Genomic DNA, 26,314 nt, shown 5'->3' with positions numbered 1-26,314 from the left:
TGATCAGATGATTCGGGAAGGTACACCCCTTCCCGGCAGATCCACAGGTTTCGATCATTGCTCTTTACGCAGCGAGATGGACACCACGCGGCTGCACCGTCGCAGGCGGGAGGCGTGGCCCGTACCGCACGGCCCAGAGAGGCCGACCTGTACGACGGAACCGGACCGTACGCCAAGCTTCACCACATCGCCGGGCTTACCCGTCGTGGTGACCTGCGAGAACTGGCTGAGCGTACGTTTTCGTTCCGCTGCACTTCGACCCCCGTAGCCGACACCGGATCACTAGTGGTCGACCTACGCGAGGACGAAGGGACTTGGACCGTGGAGAACGTGGTCGACTGAGCCAAATTCCACTGCCACCACCGAAAGCAGGGCGGGGCGTTCGTTGCGTTCGGGGCCGCCGCGTCACTGCGAGGCGTTCCTCGGGCGTCTACTCACTTCGCATCAGATGCAAGATTCCTGCACCTGATGCAGAACTCGGCTGTGCTGAGCGCATCGAGGGACGCCGCCGTACGCGGGGGAGCAGCACTGACCGGACTACAGGCGATGTCACCACCCCTTCGCGGCCTGTCTCTGCCGTATTCCGGTGGCACCCGTGGTTCACCGCCCGCTGGGGCAGCGCGGCCGCGGCGAACCGCGACGCGCTCGGCTCGGCGTTGGAGTGGTGGCGTAGTCAGGACTGGCTGGCCGGCGACCCGCTGCGGCGCTTGCGCCGCCGGGCCCGCACCCGCGATCGCACCTGGGCGCTGGCCCGCGCTGAGGTCGAGGCCATGCTCACCCGCTCGAGCCTGCCGTTGCGCGAGCGGACCCTGTTTCGGCTGCTGTATGAGAGCGCGGCGCGGGCCGAGGAGGTCCTGGCCCTCGACGCAGACGAGCTCGACCTGCGCAACCGCCGGGCCAAGGTACGGCGCAAGGGCGGCGCCGTCGACGTCATCGTCTGGCGCACCGCCACCGCCCGGCTGCTGCCCCGCCTGCTGAACGGCCGCGCCGCGGTGGGCCGGTCTTCCTCACCGATCGCCGCGCCCGCGTCGAGCTGCCTCCCGGCGACGTGGATGCCAGCACCGGGCGGGCGCGACTGTCGTATCGGCGCGCGGCTGAGCTGCTCGAGGCCGCGACCACGACCTGGCGGCCGGACCGTGGACGCTGCACCAACTGCGCCACAGCACGCTCACCCACGCAGCCGCGTGATCGCACGCGATAAACCTGGCGACGTCGGCGATCATCCCCGGGATACTGGTCGCCCATGGATGAGGTCAAAGTCGTCGTCGCCCATTCCGAGCGCGCGACTCTGCGCGTCGGTGACGTGTTCTTGAAGGTGGACGCCGATCAGGCGCGCATCGACGTCGAGGTCGAGGCGATGTCCCTCGCGCCGGTCCCGACCCCGGAGGTCCTGTGGCGCAAGCCGCCCGTGCTCGCGATCGCCGCACTCCCGGGGACGACGCTTGGGCGCCTCGGCGGGCCGTCGACCGGGTCGCCGGCGGCGTGGGCGGCGGCGGGCGCCGCCATCCGGAAGCTGCACGAAGCGCCCCTGCCGCCCCTGCCGGGCCGGGCCGGCCGGAGCATCGTCGCGCTGGCGGCGGAACTCGACGACGAGTGCGAGTTGCTCGTGACGAACGGTGTCCTGCCCGCTGACCTGGTCACCCGCAATCGCCAGGTCGCCGAGGCCGCGCTCCGGCCGTGGACTCCGGCGTTCACACACGGCGACCTGCAGATCGCGCACGTCTTCGTCGACGGCGACGAGGTCACCGGCATCATCGACTGGTCCGAGGCGGGCCAGGGTGATGCCCTGTACGACCTCGCCACCTTCACACTCGGACACGAGGAGCACCTCGACGACGTCATCGCCGGCTATGGCACCGACATCGACCTCGTCGTGATCCACGCGTGGTGGTCGTTGCGAAGCCTGCTGGCAGTTCGCTGGCTGATCGAGCACGGCTTCGACCCCTTCGCGCCGGGCTGTGAGGTCGACGTGCTGAGATCCCGGACGTGAGGCTGCGCGGGCCCGACTGCTACGTATGCGTTCTGACGCATCGAGCAGGCCACCCCCTGCCGCCGGTGGTGATTGCCGCGAGCGGGATGCCGTGCGCTTCGACCTCGACGCTTTCCCCCGCCTCGGCCGACTCATCAGCCACCCGCTGCCGGCCGGCGAACGGGACTGGTTCACCGAGGGACTCGACGTCATCCTCGACGTCTCCGCCCAGCCCACCATTAGCGAAGCCCACCAGTGATGATCCACAGGTGGCCGAACGGGTCACGGACGCGGCCCGAACGTTTGCCGTAGGACCGGTTCTCGATCGGCACGACCACCTCGGCGCCGTGGGCGATCATGCGTTCGCCGATCGCGTCCGGGGCGTCGACCTCGATCTCGAGGAGGACCGCGGAGCCGCCGAGGTCACCGGGTGAGAGCCACCCCCATGAGGAGACGGCCGGGGAGACCCGGAAGGACGAACCACCGATGCGGTGCTGAATGACGCTGGGTCGGCCGTCGTCGCTCAGGGGAGCACGGAACACTTCCTCGGCGCCAAGGGCGGCCTGGTAGAACGCCGACGCGCGGTCTGGGTCGGGCACGATAAGACGAGGGCAAATGTGTGTGTTCGGTGTCATGGACCCATCGTTAGGCCTGGTGCCGACGGGGTCTTGAACATCTGGGAACGAACCGCACCCGGATGGGGTGTCACCTGAACGCGCGCTCTTCGCTTGGCTACCGGTCGCCGACCGACGGCCCCTGCACGGCCAGGCCTTCGGCGCGTAGCCACTCAGTGGGCGTACACCCGGCCATGGCCCGCCACTCCCGGGTGAGGTGCGCCTGATCGGCGAATCCCGACGCGGCGGCGACCGCCGCCAGACCGACACCCCTGGAACGAGCGGCGTCCACGAGCCGGCCCCGGACAGTCTCGAAGCGGACGAGCCGTTGGTACTCCTTCGGCGTCACCCCGAACTCGGCTCGAACCAGACTGCTCAGATGCCGCCGGGAGCACCCGAGCCGGAAAGCGGCCTCCTGCACTCGGGTGGTCCCGGACAAGGCTGCGATCGCGGATCGCAGTTCGTGGTGGTTGGCGCGTTCGCCGTGCCGACCGAGGCCGGTGAGCAGGGACTGCGCGACGAGGGCGCGACGCTGCGGCCATGTCCGGCAGGCCGCAAGCCGCTCCGGCAGGTCCGCCATCGCCGGGACGACGTCGGCGAGATCCACGATGTGCCCGGCCAGCGCCGACGCCGGGAGCCCCAGCAGTGCGCCGGCGCCCAGCGGGCTGAGCGTCAACCACACCCCGCGCGTGCATCCCACCTGCCTCAGCTCGGCCGCGTCCAGATGGAGCCCGGCCACAACAGCCCGGTGCCGCTGGCTCGAGCCGGGCCGCCCGACCCACGAGATCTCGAGCGAGTCCTCCTCGGGGATCGTGATCGACACCGTGGACGAGGGAAGTCCGCGATGGACGGCGACCGGGCCGGACCCAAGTTCGTACGCACCCAGCATCGCTACGAAGGGCGCCAGGGCGGTGGACATCGGGTCGGCGGGCACGGTCACTCTGACACAGTACGAGGGCTGAGGGGGTGCACCCAACGCAGGCCCGCAGCAGCGACCTGCATGCCGCTCAGGGAGGGCCTGCCCTTCAGGGCCCTGGTCGACGATCTGGTTCGTTCCACCGCCACCGGGCTGCCCTGTGCGGGCGGACACCAGGCGATCTGGTCGGACCGTCGCCGGCGACAAGAGCGAGGCAGAGTCAGCGACATCAACCGTGGCACGTCACACGCCCGAGCCCGGCACGGCCGGCCGCTTGGGCCAGCGCAGCCGGGATCGGATTGCGGGCGGCGTGCCGATGTAGTGCCGGGAATCAGGACATTGCCCTGGTTGTCGCGCGGGTCGGCGACCGGAGTCACATTGGCGCAGGCCGAGAACTTGCGGCCGGCGGCGGTCAACTCGTGAGCGATCGATCTCTCAGCGGCTCGGTACGTCACGCTCGGCGGCGGGTTCCTGTCGGGAGGCTTCGCGATCGCGCTCCGGCTGGCAGCGCTGGCTGCGCTCGCTGTGGGGACCGCGATCACGGTCGACGCCACCGCGATCGCGGTCTGCTTGCCGTGAGGTTTCCTCGGCGCGGACTCGCTGCTCGATGTCTCGCTGGTCGGGTGGCAGATCCGCGCGTCGGTCGCTCTCGCCGTAGACGGCGGCCAGTTCTTCGCGGGCGTGGTCTCGGGTCTGACGCGCGTCGGCAGCGCGGGCGCCGGCGGCGGTGATGTCGCTGTTTCGGGCGCCGCGCTGGGCTGCGTCGAAGTCGCGGACCATGTTGTCGATGCGACGGACCGGTGGTCGGCGTTGTCCATGGTGTGGCGTTGTCAGCTGTCGTGTTCGATGACGCCTGAACGGTTTTACGAGGCCGGCGCGGTGTGCGGGAATCACGCGTCCTTCTCGTCCCGCCAGCCGCCGGGTTCGGGATGGTAGCCGTAAGCGGCGGCCCGCACCGTGTCCTCGTCCTCCAGCCCGGAGCCGATCGTCCCGCCGACGGTGGCCAGCGAGCTGATGATCCAGGCCAGGTTCAGATAGTCGGTGAGATCGACCGGCCGCTGCAGGTTCTGTTCCAGCACGGATGTGTCGATCAGCAGCGCCGCGGCGAGTGTCGTTCCGGCGAACAGCACCAGATAGGACACCGCGGCGGCCAGGCTGAGGGTGAGGATCGTGCCCAGGTTGAACAGCCGGGCCAGCTCAGCCGGTGTCTCCCGGCCCGGTTTCTCCCACAGGTCGTGCGCGACGATCAGCCAGGTCACCAGCGCGGTCAGTCCGAGAAGCATGATCACGGTGAGGCGGAGTCCGCCGAGCGCATCACCCATTTCCCAGATGGTGCTGGTGGTGAGCGCGAACGCGGCCGTGGCGAAGGCGCCGGCCAGGAGTTTGGACAGGCCCAGCAGGGCGCGCCCCGGGCGGTTGGCCCGGACCATTCCGGTCAGCAGCCGCACCCGGCCGGCCAGCCGCGAGGCGACGTAGCCCAGTTCCCCGGCATCGTCGCCGACCACCCGGTGAATGGCGGCGACCTGGCCGGCCAGCTCGGCCGGTGCCCGGCCGGCTGACGGCACCCGCTCCTCGGAAGCGTCAGTGAGCAGCAGGCTCACGAGACCCGGGACGGCCGCGCGGAGCGCTCGCAGCTGGCGCAGCCCCAGCGCGGGCAAGGACACCGCCGCGACTCGGCGCCGGGCGGACGTCTGCGCGACCAGCGGCACCCGCTCGGTGTGCAGCGGCAGGTCGGTCAGGCAGATCGCGACGTCCCACCGGGCGTCGGCGCGCCGGCGGGCGAGATCGTCGAGCAGCGCCTCGACGCCGCCGTCGCGGCGCGGAGCCAGTTCGCCCCAGCCTGCCCGGACGGTCCACCGCACGTCCGGGTCCACCTGCTCGGCGAGCCGGTCGGCCAGCTCGGCGGCGAGCCGTGCGACCACCTGCGCCGGATAGTCCGGCGGGGTCGCCACGAGTCCGACGACGATCTCCGGCCGATGCTGCTCACTGGTGGTCATGGGCGCTCCTCGCCGGTAGCCGAGCGAAATCCCGGAGCCGACTACCCACAGTCGCGGGCTACATGCGGCTTGTATCGGATCATGCTCATATGGCCGTCGAGTAACCGTCCACGCGCCTCGACGTCACCGTTCGAGGACGACGGAGGGATGCTGTCGGTGATCCTCTCGAAGGCCTTCCTCCTGGCCAACGATACGGCGATCACCGACCCGACGATCACGCGGCGGCTCGGCTGAACGGCCGCTCAGACACCGTCGCATAAGATTCCCGGGAGTCGTGCCCAACCGTGCCCGCTCGGCAGCGCCTCGGCGGAATTGCCCTCACTGCTCCCGCGGTCGGCACATGCTGATCCGCCTGGTACTCAGCCGCTCGGGCGTCCGTTCGGCGAGCGGCTTCAGAAATTGCTGTGACCTTCGCCCTCGTGGCATTATCCGCGCTGGTGAAAGGATGTGTTGGAGATGCCGAGTCTGGAAGGCGCACCCGTCGAGTTGATCAATCGGTTCAGCGAGCGGGAACTCCTGACCGGATTCCTCGCAGCCGTACGTGCCGGTGAGGGACGGGCCCTCGTTCTGAGCGGAGACGCAGGACTGGGCAAGACGGCTCTACTCGACGACATGGCCGCCAACGCGCTCGGATTGAGGGTGCTTCGGGTCTCGGGCATGCAATCGGAGATGGAGCTGGCCTTCGCCGGGCTGCATCAGCTCTGTGGCCCGTTGTTGGATCGGGTCGAGGCACTCCCCACACCACAGCAGCTGGCTTTGCAGACGGCATTTGGACTGGCGGAAGGCCCGCCACCGGCGCGGTTCATGGTGGGCATGGCGGTCCTCAGCCTGCTGTCGGAGGCGTCCAGGGAACAGCCATTGCTCTGCGTGGTGGACGACATGCACTGGCTGGACCGAGCATCGGCGCAGGCACTCGGCTTTGTCGCACGACGTCTCGGGGCCGACCCGATCGGCATCGTCTTCGGCGCGCGAACGCCGACCGATGAGGTGGCCGGCGTCCGTGAGCTGCGCCTCGGCGGGCTTGCTGATCAGCACGCGCACGAGCTGCTCTCCTTCGCGCTGACGGGGCCACTCGACACCCGGGTGCGGGATCAGATCGTGGCCGAGACCCGGGGCAATCCGCTGGCCTTGCTGGAGTTGCCGCGCACGATGTCCAGGGAAGAGCTCGCCGGCGGGTTCGGATTTCCGGGTACGGCTCCCCTGACGGGACGGATCGAGGACAGTTTCGCCCGGCAACTGGATGCGCTGCCCGACGACACGAGGCTGCTGATCTGCTTGGCCTCGGCCGAGCCCTCGGGTGAGGCCAAGTTGATCTGGCGGGCTGCCAGCCTGCTCGGGATTTCGCACGTGGCGGCCCGGCCCGCGACGGAGGTGGGGCTGGCCGATTTCGGGCAGCGGATCAGCTTCCGGCACCCGCTGCTCAGAAGGGCGGCTTACCAGTCGGCGACGGCCGAGCAGCGGCGTGCCGTACATCGCGCGCTGGCCGAGTCGACCGACCCGGATACCGATCCGGATCGCCGGGCGTGGCACCGAGCGCAGGCAACGGACGGGACGGATGAGGAGGCAGCGGCCGACCTCGAACGCTCCGCGAGCAGGGCGCACGCCCGCGGCGGACCCAACGCGGCCGCGGCGTTCCTGGAGCAGGCCGCTGCCCTGACCGTCGACCCGGCGCGGCGGGCCGATCACCTGCTCGCCGCGGCTCACGCCCACATGAGTGCCGGCTCGTACGACCGTGTCCTCGAACTGCTGGCGATCGTCCGCGCCGAACCGCTGACCGAACTGCAGAGCGCTCGCGCGGACCTCTTGCGGGGCAATGTCGCTTTCGCTTCCGGGCTGGGCAGCGACGGTCCGCCGCTGCTGCTGAAGGCGGCCAAGCAACTCGAACCGCTCGACCTTGATCTGGCTCGCGAGACCTACCTGAACGCGTGGATGGCGGCGATGTTCGCCGGGGACCTCGCGGTCGGCGGCAGCCTGGCTGATGTGTCCAGAGCCGCCCGCGGGCTGCCGGTGTCGGCGCAGCCGGATGAGGCCGAGCTCGTCCTCGACGCGCTGGCGCGGATCATCGTGGACGGCCCGGCCGCCGCTGCACTCGTCCTGCGACGCGCGGTCAGCGCGATCGTCGACGCTTCGCTCACCCCGGAGCAGGTGCTGCGCTGGGGCTGGTTCGCGCACGCCGCCGCCGTCGGCAACTGGGATTTCACCAACTGGCGCTTCCTGCTCGAACGGGAGGTGAAGGTCCTCAGGACGGCCGGTGCGTTCGATCTGCTGCCGATCGTGCTGGCAGCTCTGGGAACCGTGACCACCTGGTCGGGCGAGTTCGCGGCTTCGACGGCGATGTTCGCCGAGGCCGAGACGATCTGCGAGGTCACCGGGGCTCCCGCGGACGCGATCGGCCCGACGATGCTCGCGTGCCTCCGCGGCGATGAGGAGAAGGCCGTCCCCCTCATCCACTCGATGATCGCCGCGGCGGAGGTGACCGGCCAGGGCATGAGCGTCACCTACGCGAACTGGGTGGCGGCCGTCCTGTACAACAGCCTTGGCCGCTACAGCGAGGCACTGGCCGCCGCTGTGGCGTCGAGCGAGAGTTCCTCCGACCTGTTCATCGCCCTGTGGTCGCTGCCGGAACTGGTCGAGGCCGCCACTCGCACCGGGGACATCCCGGCCGCCGAAGCGGCTCTCGCCCGGCTCGCGGAGTCGACGACGGCCGGCGGCACCGATGTGGGACTCGGCCTCGAAGCCCGCTCGCGCGCCCTGCTCAGCAGCGGAGACGTCGCCGAGCGGCTCTACCTGGAGGCGATCGATCGGCTCGGCCGTACCCCGCTTCGGCCCGAACTGGGCCGGGCGCACCTGCTCTACGGCGAGTGGCTCCGCCGCGACAACCGCCGTGTGGACGCCCGCCACCAGCTGAAGACCGCTCACGAGATGTTCGTCGACCTGGGGATGAGGGCCTTCGCCGAGCGAGCCCGCCGCGAACTGCTGGCGACCGGCGAGCGGGTACGGCAGAGCGCGGCGGAGAGTGAGAACACCCTGACCGCCCAGGAGACGTTGATCGTCCAGCTGGCGTCAGACGGCCTCACGAATCCGGAGATCGGCGCCCAGATGTTCCTCAGCGCTCGCACCGTCGAGTGGCACCTGCGCAAGGTCTTCGGAAAGCTCGGCATCACCTCCCGCCGCCAGCTCGCCGCCGCCCTGCATCAGAACGGCGACTTGCTGAACCGCTAGATCACCGCTGCCAGTCCGGGCCCAGGCTCGCGGGTGTGGCGCCGGGCGGGCCGAGGATGACGTCCCCGAACTCCTCGGTCACCGCCTGGAACAGCTGGAGATCCCATTCGGTCTCGGCGGTGGCGAGATGAGCGGGCGTCCCGGTGCGGCGGATGAGTTCGGCGAACCGGGCGGGAGAGGTGATCGTCAAGCTGCGCGCCCCGTCTGGGCCCGCCTTGATGGTGTGCGGTGTGTTAATCGGCACGCGGTAGAAGTCACCCGGGCGCAGCGTGTAGGTGTCGACTCCGGCCCACACGGTCAGTGCGCCCTCGACGATCCAGAGGCGCTCCTCATAGCCGGTGTGCAGGTGCAGGGGCGTGCCCGCACCGGGCGGCAGGGTGATATCGGAAATGTCGTGACGTCCATCGGTCTCCTCCCCGGAGGCGAGGACGGAGAGGCTCAGATGCTGCCCGAGGACGAATCGGCGGTCCTGGGAAACGGGCGGAGGGGAGGGGAAGTCGCTCATGAAGTAGCTCCTGGAAGTGGTTGGACGAGGATCTACGCCGTCGCGGCGAGGCCGGCTGTGAAGAAGCCAGTGAGCTTGTCGACCGCGGGGTCGATGTACTCCTTCTTGTCGTAGAGATCGACGTGGCTGGCGTCCTTGATCCAGTGGATCTCCTTGGGGCCGACGGCGCGCTGGTGGGCTTCGACGGCCATCCAGGCGGTGACGGCACGCTCACCGATGATCTGGAGAAGGGGCCGGGAACCGATCAGGGGAATGGCGTGGAAGGCGTCGCTGGAGGCCATTTTGTCGATGCTCTCCCAGGCCAGGGTTTTGGCCGAGCGTTCGTGTTCACCACGTGGAGTGCAGTAGTACTCGAAACCCTCGATGCCGTGCTCCCCGCCGAGGGCGCCTGCCTGTTCCGCGCTGTCGGGGAACATCGTCATCGCGCCGGGGTCCTCACCGCGTGCGGCGGCGGTGCGCGCCTGAGCGGCGGCGGCCAGCAGGGATTGGAGACGGCCGGGTCCTGGGTGCCGTCGGCCCCCAGCCGGAACTGGCGGGCCGGTTCGGCGGTGGAGACGGTGGCTACCGCCCTGACCCGGTGGTCGCCGGCGGTCGCGGCCAGCGAGTAACTGCCCGAGGCGCAGATGCCGAGCAGGCCGATCCGATCCGGTGCCACCTCCTCGCGGGTGATGAGGTAGGACACGGCGGCCTTGAAGTCCTCCACCCGCTGCGCGGGATCCTCCAGCCCGCGGGGCAGGCCGTACGACTCGCCCTGGTAGGCGGCGTCGAAGGCGAGGGCGACGAATCCGCGCTCGGCCATCAGTTGCGCGTACGTGCCGGAGGTCTGTTCCTTCACCCCGGTGCCGGGGTGGCCGACGACGAGCGCCGGCCATGGGCCCGTCGCCGGAGCATTCGGGAGGTACAGGTGCGCGGCGATGCGGATGCCGCCGCTGAGGAAATGAACGTCGGTCTTGGCCATGGATCCTCTCCGCTGCTTCGGATGTCGCTGTTCTCTCCTGCCCACCCTGGTTCGGGATCCCGCGGCGGACATCAGTCAAATGACGGCCTCTCGGCGCTTTCGACCGTCAGGTGACCGATGCGCGGATCCTCGCCCCTGGCGAAAGGTGGAGGCACAGACGTCGTCATCCGCACAGAAGAGAAGTGACATGAAGAGCAGTAATCCGATCCTCTCCCGCTGGGACGCCGGCAGGCGTGAACCGGCGCACGTCTCCCTCTCCGACACAGGTCGGGAGATCGGCTCAGCCACGTTGACCATGAACGACGTCGTCGTCCGTACCGCGACGACCCTGGGAGTCGTGGTCGCGGCGGCTGTGCTGTCCTGGCTGCTGCTGCCCGTCGACGAGGCGAACCTCAGCCGGTCCTATGGCATCGCCGTGGTCGCGGCGCTCGTCGCCTTCGTCCTGGCGATGGTGCAGGCGTTCAGGTCGAACCCGGTGCCGGCGCTGATCCTCGGGTACGCGGCGTTCGAGGGCGTCTTCCTCGGCGTGTTCTCCAGCGCTGTCTCGACGCACATCGCGCCGGGTCTGGTCGGTCAGGCGGTACTCGGCACGTTCGCGGTGTCCGGGGGCACGCTCGTCGCCTACCGGCTGGGCTGGATCAGGGTCAATCAGCGGTTCGCCGGTTTCGTCGGCGCCGCCGCGATGGGCTTTCTGCTGTTGCTGGTCGCCGACTCGCTCTTCTCCGCGTTCGGCTCGGGGAACGGCCTGGGTTTCCACAGCGGAGTGCTTGGCGTCGTCTTCGGGCTGATCGGCATCGTACTCGGCGCCGCGTTCCTCGCCCTGGACTTCAAGCAGGTCGAGGAGGCCATCGCCGAAGGCGCTCCGCGCAAGGCGGCATGGCTCGCCGCGTTCGGGCTCACCACGACCTTGGTGTGGATCTACCTGGAGGTGCTGCAGGTCTTGACGATCTTCAAGAGTGAAGACTGACGTGCAGTCTTGAAGACCCGGCGTCTTCATGAGGTTGTACGCCGTCCGGCGGTCCGGGCGGCGTACAGCGCGTGCGCCGCTGGGCACCCGGCCGGCTACCGGTTGGTCTCCGTGACGAATTGGCGTACGGCGGAGGCGAACAGCTCCGGCTCCTCCACATGCCCCAGGTGGCCGCTGTTCTCCAGAATCAGCAGGTCCGAGGCGGGGAGTAGGTCGTCCAGTTCGCGCGCCCAGCGCACACCGCAGATCACGTCGTGCCTGCCCACGATCACGAGGGCCGGGATCGTCAGGTTCTTGAGCGTGGCGCGATCGTCGATCGTGTCGGGTGCGAGATCTTCGTCCAGCCCGGAGATGTAGGTTGCCCGGATCGCGGCACGGAGCGGGCCATAACGTTCCTCCTCGCCCCAGAAGTCGGCGAAGTACGACGGCAGCACACCCTTGGCGACCGCCTCGGTCTGTTCGTCGTTGCAGATGCCGGGCATCGCGGCGAACGCCGCAAGCACACCGGGCAGCTCGGGGTGGTCGGCGTGCTTCGCCGCGAACGCCTCCAGCATGCGGCCCGCCTCGGCGGCGTGTTCCGGTCCGGTGACGGGTGCGCCCTCGTACAGCATGATCCCCGCCAGTTGCTCCGAGCGGTGCAGGGCGTGGTAGGCGGCGACGAAGGCACCGTGGGAGTGCCCGAGTAGGTGCACTTTCCCCACACCGAGACGGCTGATGAGCGCCGCCAGGAAGCCGCTGTAGCGCTCACGCGTGTAGCCGTGCGGGTGTGAGGGCAGGCGGCTGTCCCACGCGGTGCCGATGGGCTCGACGTACACGACGGTCAGGTGCTCTTCGAGCATCGGCATACGCAGGTACGCCCAGGAGATGCCCGGCCCACCGGAGTGGACCACGCACACGGGGCCGCTCCCGTGAACGTGGTACCGCTGGGTGAGACCGGCCACGCGGTAGGTGTGGGTGCCGGGGGAGAGAGGGTCTTGGTGTGTCATCGGAGGTTCCTGTCGATCAGAGGTCGGGAGAGGCGTAGCGGAGGAAGAATTCCTGGCCGCGATCACGGTCGCGGGCCGGGTCCGTCGGCGGAGCCGCGGGATGGCCGGCGACCGTGCCCGCCAGGCGGACCGGTTCGGGGAGACGGCTGAAGCGGCCGAAGCTGTTGAAGGCGGCCATGTGGTGGGCGTACCACTCCGGCCAGTCGGTACCCACGTCAGGGCCGGAGTCGGAAGCATGGGCCGCTGCCGCGCGGCGTAGCGCATCGGCCAGGGCGGAAACGGAGTCGAAGATCACTTTCATGGATGGCTCCAGCTAGGCTCGGGCGAGGGGTTCGGTGTGCAGGCCGTCCGGGGCGCGGGAGACGTTGGCGCGGTGACGGTGGCGGGCGGTACCCCGGCAGCGAGCGGCGACCCGGACGGGCCAGGCGTCGGCCCGCAGGCGGGGTGGCTCCAGCGGAGCGCCGCACCGCGTGCAGCGGGTCTCGGCGGCCACGGTCTCATAGATGATCTCGATCAACCATTTCTCCGCAGCTCCGGGGGGTTCGTAGCGGTTCCACTGGCTCTCGTACCAGCTGGGCGCCCGAGGGACGAAGGTCCACGGCAGGAAGAACCACTCCATGGTCAGCGTCCGGTGCGCAGAGGAGCGGCGGTGTCCCGGTAGGTCTCCAGGAGGCGTAGCCAGACCTCGCTGAGCGTCGGAAAGGCCGGAACGGCATGCCAGAGGCGGTCCAGCGGGATCTCGCCGGTGATGGCGAACGTCGCCGACTGAAGGAGCTCGGCGACGCCACGGCCGGCGAAGGTCGCGCCCAGGACGGTGCCGCGGGCCGGGTCGAGGAGGATCCGAGCCCGCCCCACATAGCCGGGGCTGTGCTGATGGGCGCCGGCGACGAGGCCGAGATCGTAGTCGACGATGTCGACGTCCCTGCCCTGGTTCGCGGCGTCGGCGGTGGTGAGGCCGACAGAGGCGATCTCGGGGTCGGTGAAGACGACCTGGGGTACGGCGACGCGGTCGGCGGTTCCCGTGTGGGGACTCCACGGGCCGCGGTCGAGAGGAAGATGGCGTGCGCGGTCGGAGATGACCGCGCCTGCGATCCTTGCCTGATACTTGCCCTGGTGAGTGAGGAGGGCGCGCTGATTGACATCGCCGACGGCATACAGCCAGGTGCCGGTGACGCCGAGCACGGCGTAGGTGTCGTCGCTCAGGAGCCAGCTACCGGGGCGAAGACCGACGGTCTCCAGGCCGAGGTCATCGGTGCGAGGGGCGCGGCCGGTCGCCAGCAGGAGCTCGTCGGCACAGAGCACCTCCCCGTCGGACAGTTCGAGGCGGACGTCGTCGGTGCGGGTCGCGGCGGTGACGGTGGTGTCGAACCGAAGCTCGACGCCCGAGGCGCGCAGCGCGTCGGCGACCAGGTCGGCGGCGAACCGCTCCGTCCGGGGCAGCAGCCCAGGCTCCCGGACGACGAGGGTGACCCGCGAGCCGAGCGCCCGCCACGCGGTGGCCATCTCGACGGCCACGACGCCTCCGCCGACGATGGCCAGCCGCGGCGGCACCCGGGTGGCGCTGGTGGCCTCGCGGCTGGTCCAGGGCTGTAGGGCGGAGAAGTCAGGCTCGGGTGGCAGGGCTGCCCGGGTCCCGGTGCAGACGGCCACGGCGTGCCGCGCCGACAGCCGCAGGACGGCGCCGTCGGCTCCGGTCACCTCCACGGTGCGCGGCCCGGCCAGCCGCCCGTGCCCGCGCACCAGCGTGATGCCCGCCTCCCTCAGCCAGCGCACTTGGGACTGGTCGTTCCAGTGACCGGACATGCGGTCGCGGTGCCGTAGCACGGCCGCGACATCCAGTGGATCAGGGTTGAGGCCCGGCATGCCGCGGGCCTCGGCATGCAGGAGAGCCGGGCGGAGCAGCGCCTTGCTGGGCTCGCACGCCCAGTAGGAGCACTCCCCGCCGGCCAGTTCGGATTCCACGATGACGGTGTCCAGCCCCGCGGCGGTCGTCCGGTCGGCGACGTTCTCACCGACCGGACCGGCGCCGATGACGACGACGTCGAAAATGCGCACAGGATCTCCAAGAGTGATGGGGAGGGTGGGGGAGCCGCCCTCCTCTGGGGACGGCGTTCAGCGGCCGGGGGCGCGCTGGGTGACTTCCTGGAGGAACCACTGGTTCCCGTCGGGGTCATGGAAGGAGGCGAACGAGCCGTAACTGGCCCGCTCGGGGTGGAACCCGGACACCCGCTCGGCGTGGCCGGGGTGGTGGAAGACCCCGGACCTGTCGCGGAACGGGCCGCTCACCGTCACCCCACGGGCGGCGAGGTCCTTCAGCGCGGCTTCGAGGTCGGTGACGATCAGATGCGGGCCCAGATAGGTGCCCGGGGCCGTGGTGGTCAGCCCGTCACCGAAGATGATCGAGCAGGCGGAGCCCGGCGGGGTCACCTGGATGACGCGATATCCGTCGCGGACGGGGAAGTCCGCATCCAGCCGGAATCCCAGCGTTTCGACATAGAAGGCCTTCGCGCGGTCCACATCGGACACCGGCAGGACGACGACTTCGAGTTTCCAGTCCATGAGATTCTCCTCAGCGGGTCGCGCGGTCGGCGGATTCGATGACGTTGACGACGACGCCCGGGCGCGAGACGGCGACGGAGTGAGACGCGGCGACCTCGATGATGTGGGCCCCGGCGCGTTCGGCCATGAACCGCTGGGCGGCCACGGGGATGTTGAGATCCTTCGTGGTGACGATGTCCCAGCTCGGCTTCTCCCGCCAGGCGGGCGCCGTCGACTTCTCCTCCAGCGCGGCCTTCGCGACCGGGCGTTGGGACGCGGCCATCAGCGCGGCCTTCCGCGCGGGGACGTCGGCGGCGAACTGGCGATGGAAGGCGTTCTGCCGGATGTAGAGGTCGGTGCCGACCGGCTCCAGCGTGCCGGGAAGCGTCGAGCCGGGGAACTTGGTGCTGAGCCCGAGCGCGCTCTCGTCGGCCTCAGGCAGGAACGCCGCCACGTAGACGAGGGCTTTGACCTTGCTGTTCCCCGTGCCGGCCGCGCTGATGACGCTGCCGCCGTAGGAGTGACCGACGAGGATGACGGGTCCGTCGACGTGCTCGATCAGCCCGCGTAGCGCGGCGGCGTCGGAGGCGACGCCACGCAGCGGATTGGCGGCGGCGATCACAGGGTAGCCGTCGCGGCGCAGGCCGGCGACGACGTCGTTCCAGCTGGAGCCATCGGCGAAGGCGCCGTGCTCCAGGATGACTGTGGGCTTCTGCTTCGGCGCCTTGCCGGCCGTGTCCGCCAGGGCGGCGACGGGAAGGACGCAGACGGCGGCGGCGATCGTCGCCGCCGTGGCGAGAAGTCGCCTGGACCGGTGGTTCATGGAGTTCACCTTCTGGGTGAGCGATTCTGACGCTCCCCACCCTCGGCTGTGCTCCGGCGTGCGCACATCGGTCATCTGACGGTGAGTCAGACGACGCCCGAGCGGCCGGGCGTCAGGTGACCGATGCGCCGCGAGCGGGGCGACGAGCGCTGCGGCCTGAGCGGGGGCCAGGCCGCAGATCTCACCGCCCTGGTCGCCTGGGTCCGGGGCCGGGCCACTGACCTCCCCGGGCCGGCCACGGGCACCGGATGTGCGCCTGGCCCGGCATATACCCGTGGCCCCCAGAGAGTGGACCAGGGGCGTTCCCTGGGGCCACGGGACCTCCCGCTGGGCGAGGCTGATCACCAGTCAAGTCACGCGGATTAGGGGGCGGCGAGAGTGATCATCGGCAGGAATCATGAGCGGGAGGTGATCTCCGGCATGGTGGAGTCGGTCAGTGGCCAGGTGATGGTCGTACGGGGCGAGGCGGGTGTGGGCAAGAGCGCCCTGCTTGAGGAAGCGGCGGAGCTCGCGGTCCGGGACGGTCATCTCGTGAGCCGGATCACCGGCGTCGAGGCCGAGTCCGAACTGCCCTGTTCCGGGTTGCACCAGCTGCTCTACCAGTTGCTTCCGCTGACCGACAGCCGCTCGGTGCTCGACGCGGTCACCGGGCGGCAGGCGGACGATCTCCCGTCAGTGATGACGCTCGGCATCGCGGTGCTCGACCTGCTGTCGGAGATCGCCATGCGTCGTCCGCTGCTGGTGATCCTCGACGACGGCCAGTGGCTCGACGACACCAGCGCCGAGGTCTTCGGCTTCGTCGGACGCCGGATCGGAGGCTTCCCGGTGAAGCTGCTGATCGCCGTCCGGGACGAGATCGCTTCCCGGTTCGATCTGGCCGTGCTGCCCGAGATACCGGTGGGCCCGCTGAGCGACGAGGACGCGGTACGCCTACTCGACCAGCGCCACCCGTCCCTGACCGAGGAGGTCCGCCAATGGGTGCTCGACCAGGCCCTCGGCAACCCCCTCGCGCTGCTGGAGCTCCCGTCCCAGGCGGGCGACGCGGGATTGCCGCGAAAGCTCCACCGCCTGTACGGCTCCCGCATCGCCGCGCTCGGCGACCAGGCTCGAGCGGAGCTGCTGATGGCCGCGCTCGACGGTGTCGGTACCCGGCCGGGCGACGGCGGCCCGAAGCCGCGCCACCGGATGCGCAACGTCGACGAGGCCGTGGCGTGCGGCCTGCTGGACGCCGAACCGATCACCGGTGATGTCACCTTCCGTCACCCGCTGGTCCGCTCGAGCGTCGTGCAGATGGCGACCCCGGACCAGTGCCGGGCGGCGCATCGCGCGCTCGCTGACATCCACCGCGACGATCTCGAACGTCGTGCGATGCATCTGACCGCCGCGCATGTCACACCCGACGAGCTGAGCGAGGATGCCGGGGAACGGGCCAGGCGGCTCGGCTACGCGACGTTTCTGTCGGGATACGCGGCCAGACTCGGCGCCGAGGTTCCCCCCGGCCCGCTCACCTATGGTTCTGACGTGGCCGCCGTCGCCGTCCACCAGGCGTTCTTCGAAGACGGCGACGTGCGCTCTGCCTATCGGCAGGTCGTGGCGATGATCGAGGACATGCGCGGTGAGCGCACGGAGACGCTCGCCCGGATGCTGGACCTCATGCTCGTGATCACGCGGTACGCGGCCGACCCTGAGCTGTGGTGCGAGGCGCACGAGATCCTCGCGTCCTTCGGCGACTTCGTCACCGAGCAGACCCACGTCTACGGCAACACCTGGAGCGATGTGGTCCTGCATGGGCGCGGCTGGGCTGAACCGCTGGAGCGGGCGGCGGCGAACCTGCGCGCGCGGGAGCCCTGGGACGTCTCCCGCCTGGCCGTGGCGGCCTACCACCTCGACATCGTCACCCAGTACCGGCCGCACCTGGAGCGCGTCGTAGAGCGCGAACTGGCGACGGGCACCGTTTTCAGCGGCATGTTGATGCTGACGGTGATCATGCTGGACCAGATGGGAGCCGGAGACTGGGAAGCCGCGACGCGGACGGGAGAACGAGTCCTCGCGCTGGAGGTCGAACACGGCCGTCATCTGCTCGCCTACCAGACACGGGCCCACCTCGCGCAGCTCGCCGCCCTTCGTGGCCAGGTCGCCCGGGCTCGTGAGCTGTGGGCCGAGGTCGAGACCTGGGCCCGCCCGCGCGGCGTCGGCCTGCTCACCGATCTCGCCGACTCGGTTGCCGTGACGATCTCGCTGAGCTCGGGCGACTACGAGGCCGCCTACCGCCAGGCCGCCGACATCACGCTACCGGGGACCTTCTGGGCCTACCGCGTTCAGGCGCCACGGACTCTCCTCGACTTCGTCGAGGCAGCCCTGCACACCGGCCGTACGGAACAGGCGCGCCGGCACGCCCTCGCCGCCAGCGAGGCGGGCTTCGCCGACCTCTCCCCGTGCCTGGCCCTGACCTGTTACGGAGCCCTCGCGATGACCGCGAGCTCGGAACGAGAGGCCGCCGAGATGTTCGCGCGCGCCATCTCCCATCCCGCGGCCGCACGGTTCCCGTTCGAAACGGCGCGCATCCAGCTGGCCCACGGGGTACGGCTGCGCCAGGCCCGCGAACGCACGGCGGCCCGGCCTCTCCTCGTCCAGGCAGCCGAGACCTTCGAACGGCTCGGCGCCGCCGCATGGGCCGAGCGAGCCGGTACCGAGCTGCGGATCATCGGCGCGACTCCGCTGGTCTCCGCTTCGTACACGTCGCTGACCTGGCAGGAACAGCGCATCGCCGACCTGGCGGCCAGCGGCCTCACTAACAAGGAGATCGGTACGCGGCTGCGGCTGTCACCGCGTACCGTCAGCTCCCACCTGTACCGGATCTTCCCCAAGCTCGGTGTCTCGACCCGAGCGGCCCTCCGTGACGCCATGAATCGCCCCGACCGGGTCGCGGTCAACAGCTGACGCGCCGGACCGTGGACCCGGCCGGGGCGACCCGGCCTCACCTTCAGCTCGCCACGAACTCCAGCAGCGCCCGATTGAACGTCTCCTCGAAAGCGCCGACCAGGCTGTGCGGGGCTCCCGGCACGATCTTCAACGTCGCCCGGGGCAGCAACTCGGCCGTCTTGAGGGCCGACGCCGCGATCGGCACGATCTGGTCGTCCTCCCCGTGCACGACCAGCACCGGGATGTCGATCTGCGGCAGCTCGGCGGTGAAAGTCCGTCTCGGAGAACTGCTTGACGAAGTCCAGCGCGGCCGACAACCCCGCCGCCATGCCCTGCGACCAGAGTTCCCGGCGCTTGCCCTCCGACACGCTCGCACCGGGGCGGTTGAACCCGTAGAACGTCTCGCTCAGGTCGTAGTAGAACTGCGATCGGTTCGCCGCCACGCCAGCACGGATTCCGTCGAAGGCTTCCAGCGGTGTGCCTTCCGGATTGGCGGCCGTCCTGAGCATCAACGGCGGCACGGCGCCGAGCAGGACGGCCTTGGCCACCCGCGCCGAGCCGTGGCGGCTGAGATAGCGCACCACCTCGCCACCGCCGGTCGAGTGGCCGACCAGGACGGCGTCGCGGACGTCCAGGTGCTCCAGCAGTTCGGCAAGGTCGTCGGCGTACTGGTCCATGGTGTTGCCGTCCCATGTCTGGGTGGAACGGCCGTGCCCTCGGCGGTCGTGGCTGATCGCCCGATGCCCGTTCGCGGCGATGAGGTGGGCCTGGCGGTCCCAGGCGTCCGCGTTCAACGGCCAGCCGTGCGAGAAGACGACGGGGCGGCCGGAACCCCAGTCCTTGTAGAACTTCTGGGCCCCGTCCTTGAGGGTGATGAAAGGCGTGATCGGCACCTTTCGCTCGTGCGGAACGGCCGGAGGTCTCCGGCGCTTCGATGCTGGCCTCGGCCGGTCTGATGCCGCGCCGGTCAAACGACTGCCGAAGCGGTACCGCCGACCGGCGTCAGATGACGCGCGAGAGGCCGTATACGGGTTGTCGGCCTGGTGTATACGCCCTATCAGCGCTGTTCAGGGATGGTGCGTCGGCGGAAGGGCGCGCCCGGTGGGTCCCTTCCGGGCATCGCCGCTAACACTTCGTCAACGTTCCGCGGAAACCCGGCGCCTAGGGTCCTACGCCATGTCGAGTCACCCGATATCCCGCGAATCCCACCAGGCGCCCGAGACACCGCAGGAGGACGGCGGCGTCATGGCGCTACTGGAGCGCATCGGCTCGGTCGTCGTACCGATCGCGGTGGCGCTCTACGCCGTGCTCTATATCGGCATCGAGCAGATGTACGGCGTCTTCGGGGTCAACCCGCAACAGGTGGGAGTCGATCAGGCGGTGCTATTCGGCCGGATGATGAGCACGCTAGTCCTGCTCCTGCTGATCGCCGCCCCGTTGCTCGGGGTCGAGAGCGATGGCACGTACGTCCTGTACGACTGCGACAAGGTCGAGACCTTCCGCAGGCCGATGGAGACCACCAACCTCGGCCGGATCGAGCTCCAGCCCGAGCGCGAGAAGGGCTTCACCTGCGGTGGACTGGCGAAGTGAGACCCCTCCGTCACCTGTTTGACAGGTGATGACGCACCTGTCAATATCGTCACCAGTTGAACGGGTGACGCAAGTGGGCGTCCCCGTCCGCGAGGAAGGGAACAGCCATGGCTGCCAGCTACACCGCCGTCGTCACCGTGACCGGAGAAGGACGCAACGGGGGCCGGGTCTCGGCTCACGACGGGCTCCTCGACACCGGCCTCGCCATCCCCAAGGAGTTCGGCGGGGCGGGAGACGCGACGAACCCCGAGCAACTGTTCGCCGCCGGTTGGGGCGCGTGCTTCCTCGGCGCCGTGCGCAGGGCGGCCGCGGTGCGCAAGGTACGGCTCGCCAGCACGAGCATCACGGTCGAGGTGACCTTGAACCACGGTGACGACGGCGAGTTCGGCCTCGCCACCGTGCTCAACCTCGAACTGGGTGGCATCGACCAGCCGACCGCGGAGGAACTCGGCGCGGCGGCCCACCAGATCTGCCCCTACTCCAAGGCCACCCGCGGCAACATCCCGGTCGTCATCCGGGCGATCGCCGTCTGACCCTCGGTCCAGCCTGCCTCATCACGGAAGGGATGTGATCCCATGAAGGTGCTCTCGGTGGCCGTGCTCGTGCTGGCCGTCGCCGTCGCCTGCTTCGCTCAGGTGTGGTGACATCCGTGTCGTTGTTCGGACGGGAAGCCGAGCTGAAGGCCCTGTCCTGGCTCGTCGAGCACCCCGAGGACGGTAGCGGCGTGCTCCTGCTGGGGATGCGGGCATCGGGAAGTCCGCGCTGGCGGGGGCGGCCGTCGCGGGGGCGAAGGCAGCGGGCCTGCGCGTGCTGACGACGACGGGCGTGGTGGCCGAGCGGAGCCTCGCCTATGCCGGCTCGGCCCTCGCCAGGAGCCAGTCGACGGCGGTGGAGTCGGGGATGATCGCGCGAAGGCGCGGTTCGAGCTCCTCCGGCACCGTGTAGACCGCGCCGCTCTGCCCGAGCCGGGCCATCACGGGTTGCCCCGCGACATAGGAAACCGTCAGCCCCTGCAGGGCCAGTACCTGGTTGATCTCCTGCCTGACAAGCTCGGCGGACTCGATCGCGTCCTCGTCGTACTCGAGGGGATGACAGACTCGGCAGACCAGACGCTCGGCCGCACCGGGGTCCAGGGTGGAGAGAAGGTCAACACCCGGGCAGTCAGTTGAGTGATAAGGAAGTCATGGTCAGGGCGCGGAAGCCGCTATCGGTCGGTCGGCGGGCCGGGGGTGTGGAAGGCTCGGGCGCCGTATAGCAGGGGGCGGGCGGCGTCCGCCACCACGTTCTCGACCGTGCCGCAGACGATCACGTGATCACCGACGATGGCCGAGTTCGCCACCCGGCACTCGGCCATCGCGAAGGCATCGTGAGCGAACCAGGGCAGGCCGGTGAGCGGTGCGGGGCGCCAGCGGACGTACGAGAACCGATCGGGTTCCGGTGAGGCGAACCGCTGCGCGGCGGCCTGCCCACCGTCGTGCAGAAGGTTGACGACGAACGCGCGCCGCTCCTCTATTGCGGCCAGGGTGCCGCTGCCGACCTGCAGGCAGACGAGCAAGGTGGGCGGGTCCAGCGCGACGCTCGTCAGCGACGTGCAGGTCAGTCCGTGCGGCCGGTCGTCGGCGCCGGCCGAGGTGACGATGGACACACCGGTGAACCAGGAGCTCATGAACAGCCGGAAGGGGTCCGCCGGATCGTTCTCCACGGTCGATCCCGACGGTGTCCTGGCAACGACTCTCATGGTGTTCCCTCAGCCGTTGATGGAGGCTAGGTAGTCGTAGCAGGAGGGCAGGGTAGCGACCAGCTCGTCGGCTTCCTTCTGCAACTGCGCCATGGCCTCACGGGCAATGTTGGCGTCGAGGTGTTTGAGAGCCGGGTTGGCCGGCGGCCGGCGGTTGAGTCCGAGGTTCATGGCGTTCCAGGAGTAGCTTTCGAACCCGTGGTAGCCCTGGTAGATCGTCTCCTCGTCGAGGAGCCGGTTCGCGGCGAGGTCGAGCCGCTCCGCCAGGCTGTCCGGCATCGGCCGGAGCTTCGCCGCCTTCCAGTACGGCGTGTCCTCGCGCCGGGCGGACTTGTAGTGGAGCACCAGGAATTCCTTGATCCCGTCGACCGCCCGGTTGATGCGGTTGTTGTAGGCGCGCGTCAGCGCCGGGTTCCAGTGCTCGTCGGGGAAGTGCTTCACCAACTGCTCGATTGCGTGCTGGATGAAGAAGATGCCGGTCGACTCAAGCGGCTCGACGAAGGCGCTGGACAGCCCGATCGCCACGCAGTTCTTGACCCAGGATTCCGTGTTACGGCCGATCCGCATGCGGATGTGGTTGGCTTGCAGATCGTCGCGGCCTGGTGCGATGGCGGCACGGAGCTCCTGCTCCGCCTCCTCCGGGCTGATGAACTGGTCGGAGTAGACGTAGCCGTTGCCGTTGCGCTGGAAGAGTGGGATCGTCCACATCCAGCCCGCGCTCATCGCGGTGGCCGTGGTGTACGGCTCCATCTCCGTCACGTCCGCGCGAGGCACGCGCAGGGCCACCGCCCGGTTGTTCGGCAGTACGTCCTCGAAGGACATGAACGTCGTGTCGAGCGCCTTGTTGATCAGCAGGCCGCGGAAGCCGGTGCAGTCGATGAAGAGGTCGCCCGCGATGTCGCCGTGCTCGGCGGTCTGGATGTTGGAGATATGCCCGCGCTCGTCCAGGCGGACGTTCTCCACGCTGTCGATGATCCGCCGGACGCCGCGCCTGACGGCGTAATCGGCCAGGTAGGACGCCACCTTGTCGGCGTCGAAGTGGTAGGCGTACGGGAACTGCGCCCGCTGGTCGTCGAGTGTCGATCGGCCGAGTGAGCCGTCCATGCCGGTGGTGAAGAGCGAGCCGTCCAGCATCCGCGGTGAGCGCTTCGCGTCGCACAGGGCCGTGGTGATGAAACATTGGCGGTCGAAGGGCTGGCTGTGATCACCCAGCTCCAGCCACCAGTCGGCCAGGGAGAAGCCCTCCACGCTCCGCAGCCGCTCGAACGGGTGGTAGAAGTGCTGGCCTGGGATGCTCCAATCCTGGAAGCGGATGCCCAGCTTGTAGCCGCCGGCACACTTGGGCAGCCAGTCCGCCTCATCCAGGCCGAGGAAGTCGAAGAAGTGCCGCACTGTGCTGAACGTCGCTTCACCGACGCCGATGCGCGACACCTGCGCGGATTCGACGAGCGTGACGTCGATGCGGTCGGCGAAGGCAGCCTTGAGATAGCTGGCCGTCATCCAGCCGGCGGTTCCGCCGCCCACGATAACTATGGATCGGATCATGACTGGTCCTCCTTGGCGTGCGTCTCACTTCCAGGCCGCGCTCGACCTGGTCGATGTGCTTGACGGGCTACCTGCCGTTCCCGGCTATGCGACCCGGCGGGACCGGGCAGTGGTCACGCTCCCGCCACGTGGCCTGTCCGTCATGGTGGAACCCCGGGCTCAGCTCGGCCTCGTCGTAGTACCGGTGGAACACCGGCGTTATCCCGCCCGAGATCGGCGGCACGATCCAGCTCCAGTCTGTGGGCACGATCCGGCCCTGGCGCTCCTCTCTCGCCAGGTGCATGAGGAACCGTCGCGACTCGGTGTGATGGTCGGAGATCTTCACACCCGCGGCCTCGAAGGAGTGCAGCACCGCGATGTTGATCTCCACGAGGGTGCGGTCGCGCCACAATGTGCTCTCACGCGCCGTGTCCAGGCCCAACTGCTGGGCCACGTCAGGCAGCAGGTTGTACCGGTCGACGTCGACGAGGTTGCGGGCGCCGATCTCGGTTCCCATGTACCAGCCGTTGAACGGCGCGAGCGGGTAGTCGAGGCCACCGACGCGCAACCGCATGTTCGCGATGGCCGGCACCGCGTACCAGCGCAGCCCCAGGTCGGCGAACCACGGATACTCCGGATGGGTGAGCGGCACCTCGAGCACGATGCCGCGGGGCACTTCGAAGAGCTCGGGCTTCTGGTTGGAGGCCTCAATGACCAACGGCAGAAGATCGTACGGCCCGCCGGGCGGTTGCCAGCCCATCGCCAGTACCTTGTCGGTGAGCTCCAGGTGGGCCGGGTCGCCGATCACCGAGCCGTCAGGGCTGCGGTACCCGGCGTACCGGACCAACTGGTCGTTCCACACGCGTGGACCCGGGTTACCGGGCGTGTCAGGAGCGAAGATGGTGATCGTCGGCCGGATCCGCCCGCCGTTGGTGGCCAGGCGCAGATGCTCGCAGAGCTCCCGGTGGATCTCCTCGGCCGACCGTACTTCTCGCAGGTCACGGACCTGCAGGTTGTTCCAGTAGAGGCGGCCGATGCAGCGTGACGCGTTGCGCCAGGCGACCCGAGCGCCGAACGTCAGTTCCTCGATGCTCTGCGTGTACGTGCTGGTCGCCGTGATCTCGGCGCGGACCGCAGCGAGCCGGTCGGGCAGCGCGGGGCTGAGACCAGGGTTCTCGGCGTGGTACCGGCTCAGGAAGTCGACGGCCTCCGACTCGAGATCGGTGACTTCCGTCGACAGTGCCAGCGCCGGTCGCGGCGTGGTGAACTGCCGCACGCGGTTGGTCGGGTGGGGACAGCCGTCCTGGGGGGAGATTTCGGATTGCATCGTCGTTCCTCGCGGATGCTCGTAATCCGGCTCTGCCGCCGGCCTGGGGGCCGGTACCGGGACGATCAGGAGAGGCGCAGTGGAAGCGACCGCAGCGACCGGAACTCCAGGTTCTGGTTCCAGACCGGCTCGCCCGCCAGGCTGATCCGGGGGTAGCGCTCGAAGAGCTTGGCGAAGAACCACTTCAGCTCAAGCGACGCGATCTGCCTCCCCAGGCAGGAGTGCGGGCCGAGGCCGAAGGTCAGATGCCTGTTGCTGTTGGGCCGGTCCAGGTCGAAGACGTGCGGCCGGTCGAACATCCGCCGGTCGCGGTTGGCCGCGCCGAGGAAGAGCGCGACGTTCTGCCCCTTCTCGATCGTCGTGCCCTCAAGCTCCAGGGTCTCGCCGGCCACCCGCCAGGTGAACTGGTTGGAGGCGTTGAACCGGACCACCTCGTTGGTCGCGTTGTCCGCGGCTCGCGGGTCGTTCAGGTAACGGTCGATCTGCTCCGGATGGGTGGCGAACGCCATCATGCCGCTGCTGGTCGAGCCAGGGGTGGTCGGTGCGAACAGCGCGATCAGCAGCAGGACGAGCTGGTGGATGGTCTGCTCAAGTGACACGTCGGGCGACGAGCCCACCGCCGCGGCGAGCCGGGCGATCACCGTGCCGTCGACCACCGTGCCACGCTTGCCCTGCACCAGCTCCAGGGAGTAGGTGTGCAGTTCGGACAGGTTGTCCAGCAGAACGTCCAGCGAGACCGGCTGATCCTGCGGCCCTGACCAGTACGTCATCAGGGCGTCCACCCGCGGGGTGACGTAGGCCAGATCCTCCTGGGGGAGGCCGAAGGCCCGGACCGCGGCGTTGACCGGCAGCTTGGCGGCCAGCTCGGGAACCGCGTCCAGGGTCTGCGTCCCGGCGGGGATCGAGGCGACCAGATCCGCCGCGACCTCCTCGATCACCTTGCTGTAGTGCTCGTGGGCGATGCGGGTGAACGCCGACTGCGTAGACCGGCGCAGCGCGGTGTGCTTGGGCGCGTCGGTGTACATCATGACGTTGCTGGTGAACTGGTGGTAGATGTTGTCCTCGGCCAGCGTTCGGCCCTCGAACTTGGTGCTGAGCACCTCCGTCATGCGCTCCGCCTTGAAGCGCGGGTCCTTGAGCGCGGCCGCGCAGTCGGCGTACCGGGTGAGAGCCCAGCCGTCGAGACCCGCACACCAGTGCACCGGTTCGCGATCCGACAAATCCGCGTAGACCGGGTATGGGTCCGGAATGATTTCGGGGTTCGAAAGTGGGGACGGGTCGCCCATAGTAGCTCCTCCGGCTCAGACCAGCGGCGTTGAAATCCACGTGGCACAGGAAGCTACGTCGAGGCTGTATCCCTGCCTTATCGGTGGTTTATCCGACCGGTACGAGAAGCATGTGAAACGGATTGATAACTCGGCGATAAGTGAAATCCATAACCTCGGCGCAAGGCCCGAGCCTAGAAGTCGAGGAGTCGAGTGATGACCAATCCGTTCGAGGACGAGAATGGTAATTACCTGGTGCTGGTCAACGACGAGAATCAGCGCTCACTGTGGCCGTCCTTTGTGGACGTTCCGGCCGGATGGACGGTTAGTCACGGCCCTGACACCCGCCAGGCGTGCCTGGATTACATCGAGCGTACCTGGACCGATATGCGTCCTGCGAGCCTCGTCGCCTTCATGGAGTCGACGTCGCGCGGCTGAGTAGGCGGTCTCTCC

Annotated in this window: 29 protein-coding genes and 1 pseudogene; 10 read left to right on the top strand and 20 right to left on the bottom strand. The window is 69.1% G+C overall.

Going from position 1 to position 26,314, the window contains the following annotated elements:
* Window positions 1–770 precede the first annotated feature (770 nt).
* Genes ACFSKW_RS29365 through ACFSKW_RS29355 form a run of 3 tightly spaced genes read left to right on the top strand, consistent with a single transcriptional unit; the run spans window position 771 to window position 2,228 of the window.
* On the top strand, window positions 771–1,313 hold the full coding sequence (locus tag ACFSKW_RS29365) for a tyrosine-type recombinase/integrase (protein ID WP_379575701.1): 543 nt from the start codon (window positions 771–773) through the stop codon (window positions 1,311–1,313).
* A complete protein-coding gene (locus ACFSKW_RS29360) occupies window positions 1,244–1,990 on the top strand; it encodes a phosphotransferase family protein (RefSeq protein WP_379575700.1) in 747 nt (248 codons plus the stop codon). The genes ACFSKW_RS29365 and ACFSKW_RS29360 overlap by 70 nt, the downstream gene beginning before the upstream one ends.
* A gap of 25 nt (window positions 1,991–2,015) precedes the next feature.
* The gene (locus ACFSKW_RS29355) at window positions 2,016–2,228 is read left to right on the top strand and encodes a hypothetical protein (RefSeq protein WP_379575699.1); all 213 of its coding nucleotides are present in this window, start codon (window positions 2,016–2,018) and stop codon (window positions 2,226–2,228) included.
* Here ACFSKW_RS29355 and ACFSKW_RS29350 read toward each other — a convergent pair.
* The 4 genes from ACFSKW_RS29350 to ACFSKW_RS29335 all read right to left on the bottom strand — a co-directional run bounded on the left by ACFSKW_RS29350 (window position 2,209) and on the right by ACFSKW_RS29335 (window position 5,496).
* Window positions 2,209–2,568 carry a VOC family protein gene (locus ACFSKW_RS29350; RefSeq protein WP_379575698.1) on the bottom strand — a complete coding sequence of 120 codons (360 nt, stop codon included), beginning with the start codon at window positions 2,566–2,568 and terminating at the stop codon, window positions 2,209–2,211. The two genes, ACFSKW_RS29355 and ACFSKW_RS29350, sit on opposite strands and share 20 nt — an antisense overlap.
* Before the next feature lie 133 nt (window positions 2,569–2,701).
* Window positions 2,702–3,523 carry a helix-turn-helix domain-containing protein gene (locus ACFSKW_RS29345; protein ID WP_379575697.1) on the bottom strand — a complete coding sequence of 274 codons (822 nt, stop codon included), beginning with the start codon at window positions 3,521–3,523 and terminating at the stop codon, window positions 2,702–2,704.
* A gap of 411 nt (window positions 3,524–3,934) precedes the next feature.
* Window positions 3,935–4,279, bottom strand: coding sequence for a hypothetical protein (locus tag ACFSKW_RS29340; RefSeq protein WP_379575696.1), 345 nt, complete (start codon window positions 4,277–4,279; stop codon window positions 3,935–3,937).
* Between the two features lie 110 nt (window positions 4,280–4,389).
* Window positions 4,390–5,496, bottom strand: a complete 1,107-nt coding sequence (locus ACFSKW_RS29335) for a DUF2267 domain-containing protein (protein ID WP_379575695.1) — start codon at window positions 5,494–5,496, stop codon at window positions 4,390–4,392.
* Between the two features lie 81 nt (window positions 5,497–5,577).
* Here ACFSKW_RS29335 and ACFSKW_RS29330 point away from each other — a divergent pair, with 81 nt between their 5' ends.
* Complete coding sequence (locus ACFSKW_RS29330) at window positions 5,578–5,730, top strand: DUF7737 domain-containing protein (RefSeq protein ID WP_379575694.1); 153 nt, start codon at window positions 5,578–5,580, stop codon at window positions 5,728–5,730.
* A 222-nt stretch (window positions 5,731–5,952) separates the two neighbouring features.
* Entirely contained in the window at window positions 5,953–8,718 is a 2,766-nt protein-coding gene (locus ACFSKW_RS29325; RefSeq protein WP_379575693.1) for an ATP-binding protein, read from the top strand.
* A gap of 1 nt (window position 8,719) precedes the next feature.
* On the opposite strand, the gene ACFSKW_RS29320 is transcribed toward ACFSKW_RS29325, so the two are convergent.
* The 3 genes from ACFSKW_RS29320 to ACFSKW_RS29310 are packed head-to-tail and all read right to left on the bottom strand — an operon-like array spanning window position 8,720 to window position 10,181.
* A complete protein-coding gene (locus tag ACFSKW_RS29320) occupies window positions 8,720–9,223 on the bottom strand; it encodes a cupin domain-containing protein (RefSeq protein WP_379575692.1) in 504 nt (167 codons plus the stop codon).
* Window positions 9,224–9,255: 32 nt separating this feature from the next.
* Window positions 9,256–9,645, bottom strand: coding sequence for an alpha/beta hydrolase (locus ACFSKW_RS29315; RefSeq protein ID WP_379575691.1), 390 nt, complete (start codon window positions 9,643–9,645; stop codon window positions 9,256–9,258).
* A complete protein-coding gene (locus tag ACFSKW_RS29310; protein WP_379575690.1) occupies window positions 9,642–10,181 on the bottom strand; it encodes an alpha/beta hydrolase in 540 nt (179 codons plus the stop codon). The genes ACFSKW_RS29315 and ACFSKW_RS29310 overlap by 4 nt, the downstream gene beginning before the upstream one ends.
* A 187-nt stretch (window positions 10,182–10,368) precedes the next feature.
* Between ACFSKW_RS29310 and ACFSKW_RS29305 the strand changes: the two genes are divergently transcribed.
* A complete protein-coding gene (locus ACFSKW_RS29305) occupies window positions 10,369–11,148 on the top strand; it encodes a Bax inhibitor-1/YccA family protein (RefSeq protein WP_379575689.1) in 780 nt (259 codons plus the stop codon).
* Between the two features lie 95 nt (window positions 11,149–11,243).
* Here the strand turns inward: ACFSKW_RS29305 and ACFSKW_RS29300 are convergent, their stop codons facing one another.
* From ACFSKW_RS29300 to ACFSKW_RS29275, 6 genes are read right to left on the bottom strand one after another with little or no spacing between them, the layout of a single operon-like run.
* Window positions 11,244–12,134 (bottom strand): alpha/beta fold hydrolase, encoded by an 891-nt coding sequence (locus ACFSKW_RS29300; protein ID WP_379575688.1) that lies wholly within the window; start codon window positions 12,132–12,134, stop codon window positions 11,244–11,246.
* A gap of 16 nt (window positions 12,135–12,150) precedes the next feature.
* Window positions 12,151–12,435, bottom strand: coding sequence for a hypothetical protein (locus ACFSKW_RS29295; RefSeq protein ID WP_379575687.1), 285 nt, complete (start codon window positions 12,433–12,435; stop codon window positions 12,151–12,153).
* 12 nt (window positions 12,436–12,447) lie between these two features.
* Window positions 12,448–12,753: a hypothetical protein gene (locus tag ACFSKW_RS29290; protein WP_379575686.1), complete on the bottom strand. Its 306-nt coding sequence runs from the start codon at window positions 12,751–12,753 to the stop codon at window positions 12,448–12,450.
* 2 nt (window positions 12,754–12,755) lie between these two features.
* Complete coding sequence (locus ACFSKW_RS29285) at window positions 12,756–14,189, bottom strand: dihydrolipoyl dehydrogenase family protein (RefSeq protein ID WP_379575685.1); 1,434 nt, start codon at window positions 14,187–14,189, stop codon at window positions 12,756–12,758.
* A 57-nt stretch (window positions 14,190–14,246) separates the two neighbouring features.
* Window positions 14,247–14,693, bottom strand: a complete 447-nt coding sequence (locus ACFSKW_RS29280) for a VOC family protein (RefSeq protein WP_379575684.1) — start codon at window positions 14,691–14,693, stop codon at window positions 14,247–14,249.
* Window positions 14,694–14,703: 10 nt separating this feature from the next.
* On the bottom strand, window positions 14,704–15,495 hold the full coding sequence (locus tag ACFSKW_RS29275) for an alpha/beta fold hydrolase (RefSeq protein ID WP_379575683.1): 792 nt from the start codon (window positions 15,493–15,495) through the stop codon (window positions 14,704–14,706).
* Window positions 15,496–15,873: 378 nt separating this feature from the next.
* Between ACFSKW_RS29275 and ACFSKW_RS29270 the strand changes: the two genes are divergently transcribed.
* Window positions 15,874–18,435: a helix-turn-helix transcriptional regulator gene (locus tag ACFSKW_RS29270; protein ID WP_379575682.1), complete on the top strand. Its 2,562-nt coding sequence runs from the start codon at window positions 15,874–15,876 to the stop codon at window positions 18,433–18,435.
* 43 nt (window positions 18,436–18,478) lie between these two features.
* On the opposite strand, the gene ACFSKW_RS55015 is transcribed toward ACFSKW_RS29270, so the two are convergent.
* Both ACFSKW_RS55015 and ACFSKW_RS55010 read right to left on the bottom strand, forming a co-directional pair.
* Entirely contained in the window at window positions 18,479–18,793 is a 315-nt protein-coding gene (locus ACFSKW_RS55015) for an alpha/beta fold hydrolase (protein WP_379575681.1), read from the bottom strand.
* A gap of 73 nt (window positions 18,794–18,866) precedes the next feature.
* Window positions 18,867–19,310 (bottom strand): annotated as a pseudogene (locus ACFSKW_RS55010) (alpha/beta fold hydrolase); the annotation flags it as partial.
* A gap of 283 nt (window positions 19,311–19,593) precedes the next feature.
* Here ACFSKW_RS55010 and ACFSKW_RS29255 point away from each other — a divergent pair.
* Together ACFSKW_RS29255 and ACFSKW_RS29250 are read left to right on the top strand one after the other, a co-directional pair.
* Complete coding sequence (locus ACFSKW_RS29255; protein ID WP_379575680.1) at window positions 19,594–20,007, top strand: hypothetical protein; 414 nt, start codon at window positions 19,594–19,596, stop codon at window positions 20,005–20,007.
* 107 nt (window positions 20,008–20,114) lie between these two features.
* A complete protein-coding gene (locus tag ACFSKW_RS29250) occupies window positions 20,115–20,540 on the top strand; it encodes an Ohr family peroxiredoxin (protein WP_379575679.1) in 426 nt (141 codons plus the stop codon).
* A 315-nt stretch (window positions 20,541–20,855) separates the two neighbouring features.
* Here ACFSKW_RS29250 and ACFSKW_RS29245 read toward each other — a convergent pair whose 3' ends face one another.
* The 5 genes from ACFSKW_RS29245 to txtE form a co-directional block, all read right to left on the bottom strand.
* A complete protein-coding gene (locus ACFSKW_RS29245) occupies window positions 20,856–20,984 on the bottom strand; it encodes a hypothetical protein (protein ID WP_379575678.1) in 129 nt (42 codons plus the stop codon).
* Between the two features lie 227 nt (window positions 20,985–21,211).
* Window positions 21,212–21,745: a flavin reductase family protein gene (locus ACFSKW_RS29240; RefSeq protein ID WP_379575677.1), complete on the bottom strand. Its 534-nt coding sequence runs from the start codon at window positions 21,743–21,745 to the stop codon at window positions 21,212–21,214.
* A 9-nt stretch (window positions 21,746–21,754) separates the two neighbouring features.
* The gene (locus ACFSKW_RS29235) at window positions 21,755–23,290 is read right to left on the bottom strand and encodes a tryptophan halogenase family protein (protein ID WP_379575676.1); all 1,536 of its coding nucleotides are present in this window, start codon (window positions 23,288–23,290) and stop codon (window positions 21,755–21,757) included.
* 67 nt (window positions 23,291–23,357) lie between these two features.
* Window positions 23,358–24,596, bottom strand: coding sequence for a nitric oxide synthase oxygenase (locus tag ACFSKW_RS29230; protein WP_379575675.1), 1,239 nt, complete (start codon window positions 24,594–24,596; stop codon window positions 23,358–23,360).
* 65 nt (window positions 24,597–24,661) lie between these two features.
* Window positions 24,662–25,882, bottom strand: a complete 1,221-nt coding sequence (gene txtE / locus ACFSKW_RS29225; protein WP_379575674.1) for a 4-nitrotryptophan synthase — start codon at window positions 25,880–25,882, stop codon at window positions 24,662–24,664.
* A 195-nt stretch (window positions 25,883–26,077) separates the two neighbouring features.
* Between txtE and ACFSKW_RS29220 the strand changes: the two genes are divergently transcribed.
* On the top strand, window positions 26,078–26,299 hold the full coding sequence (locus tag ACFSKW_RS29220) for an MbtH family protein (protein WP_379575673.1): 222 nt from the start codon (window positions 26,078–26,080) through the stop codon (window positions 26,297–26,299).
* The last annotated feature ends 15 nt before the right edge of the window (window positions 26,300–26,314 follow it).

The sequence above is a fragment of the Nonomuraea mangrovi genome (assembly GCF_042681425.1).
Classification (GTDB): domain Bacteria; phylum Actinomycetota; class Actinomycetes; order Streptosporangiales; family Streptosporangiaceae; genus Nonomuraea; species Nonomuraea mangrovi.
The sequence above is the reverse complement of the archived record's forward strand: the minus strand, read 5'-3'. Positions and strand labels throughout refer to the sequence as shown.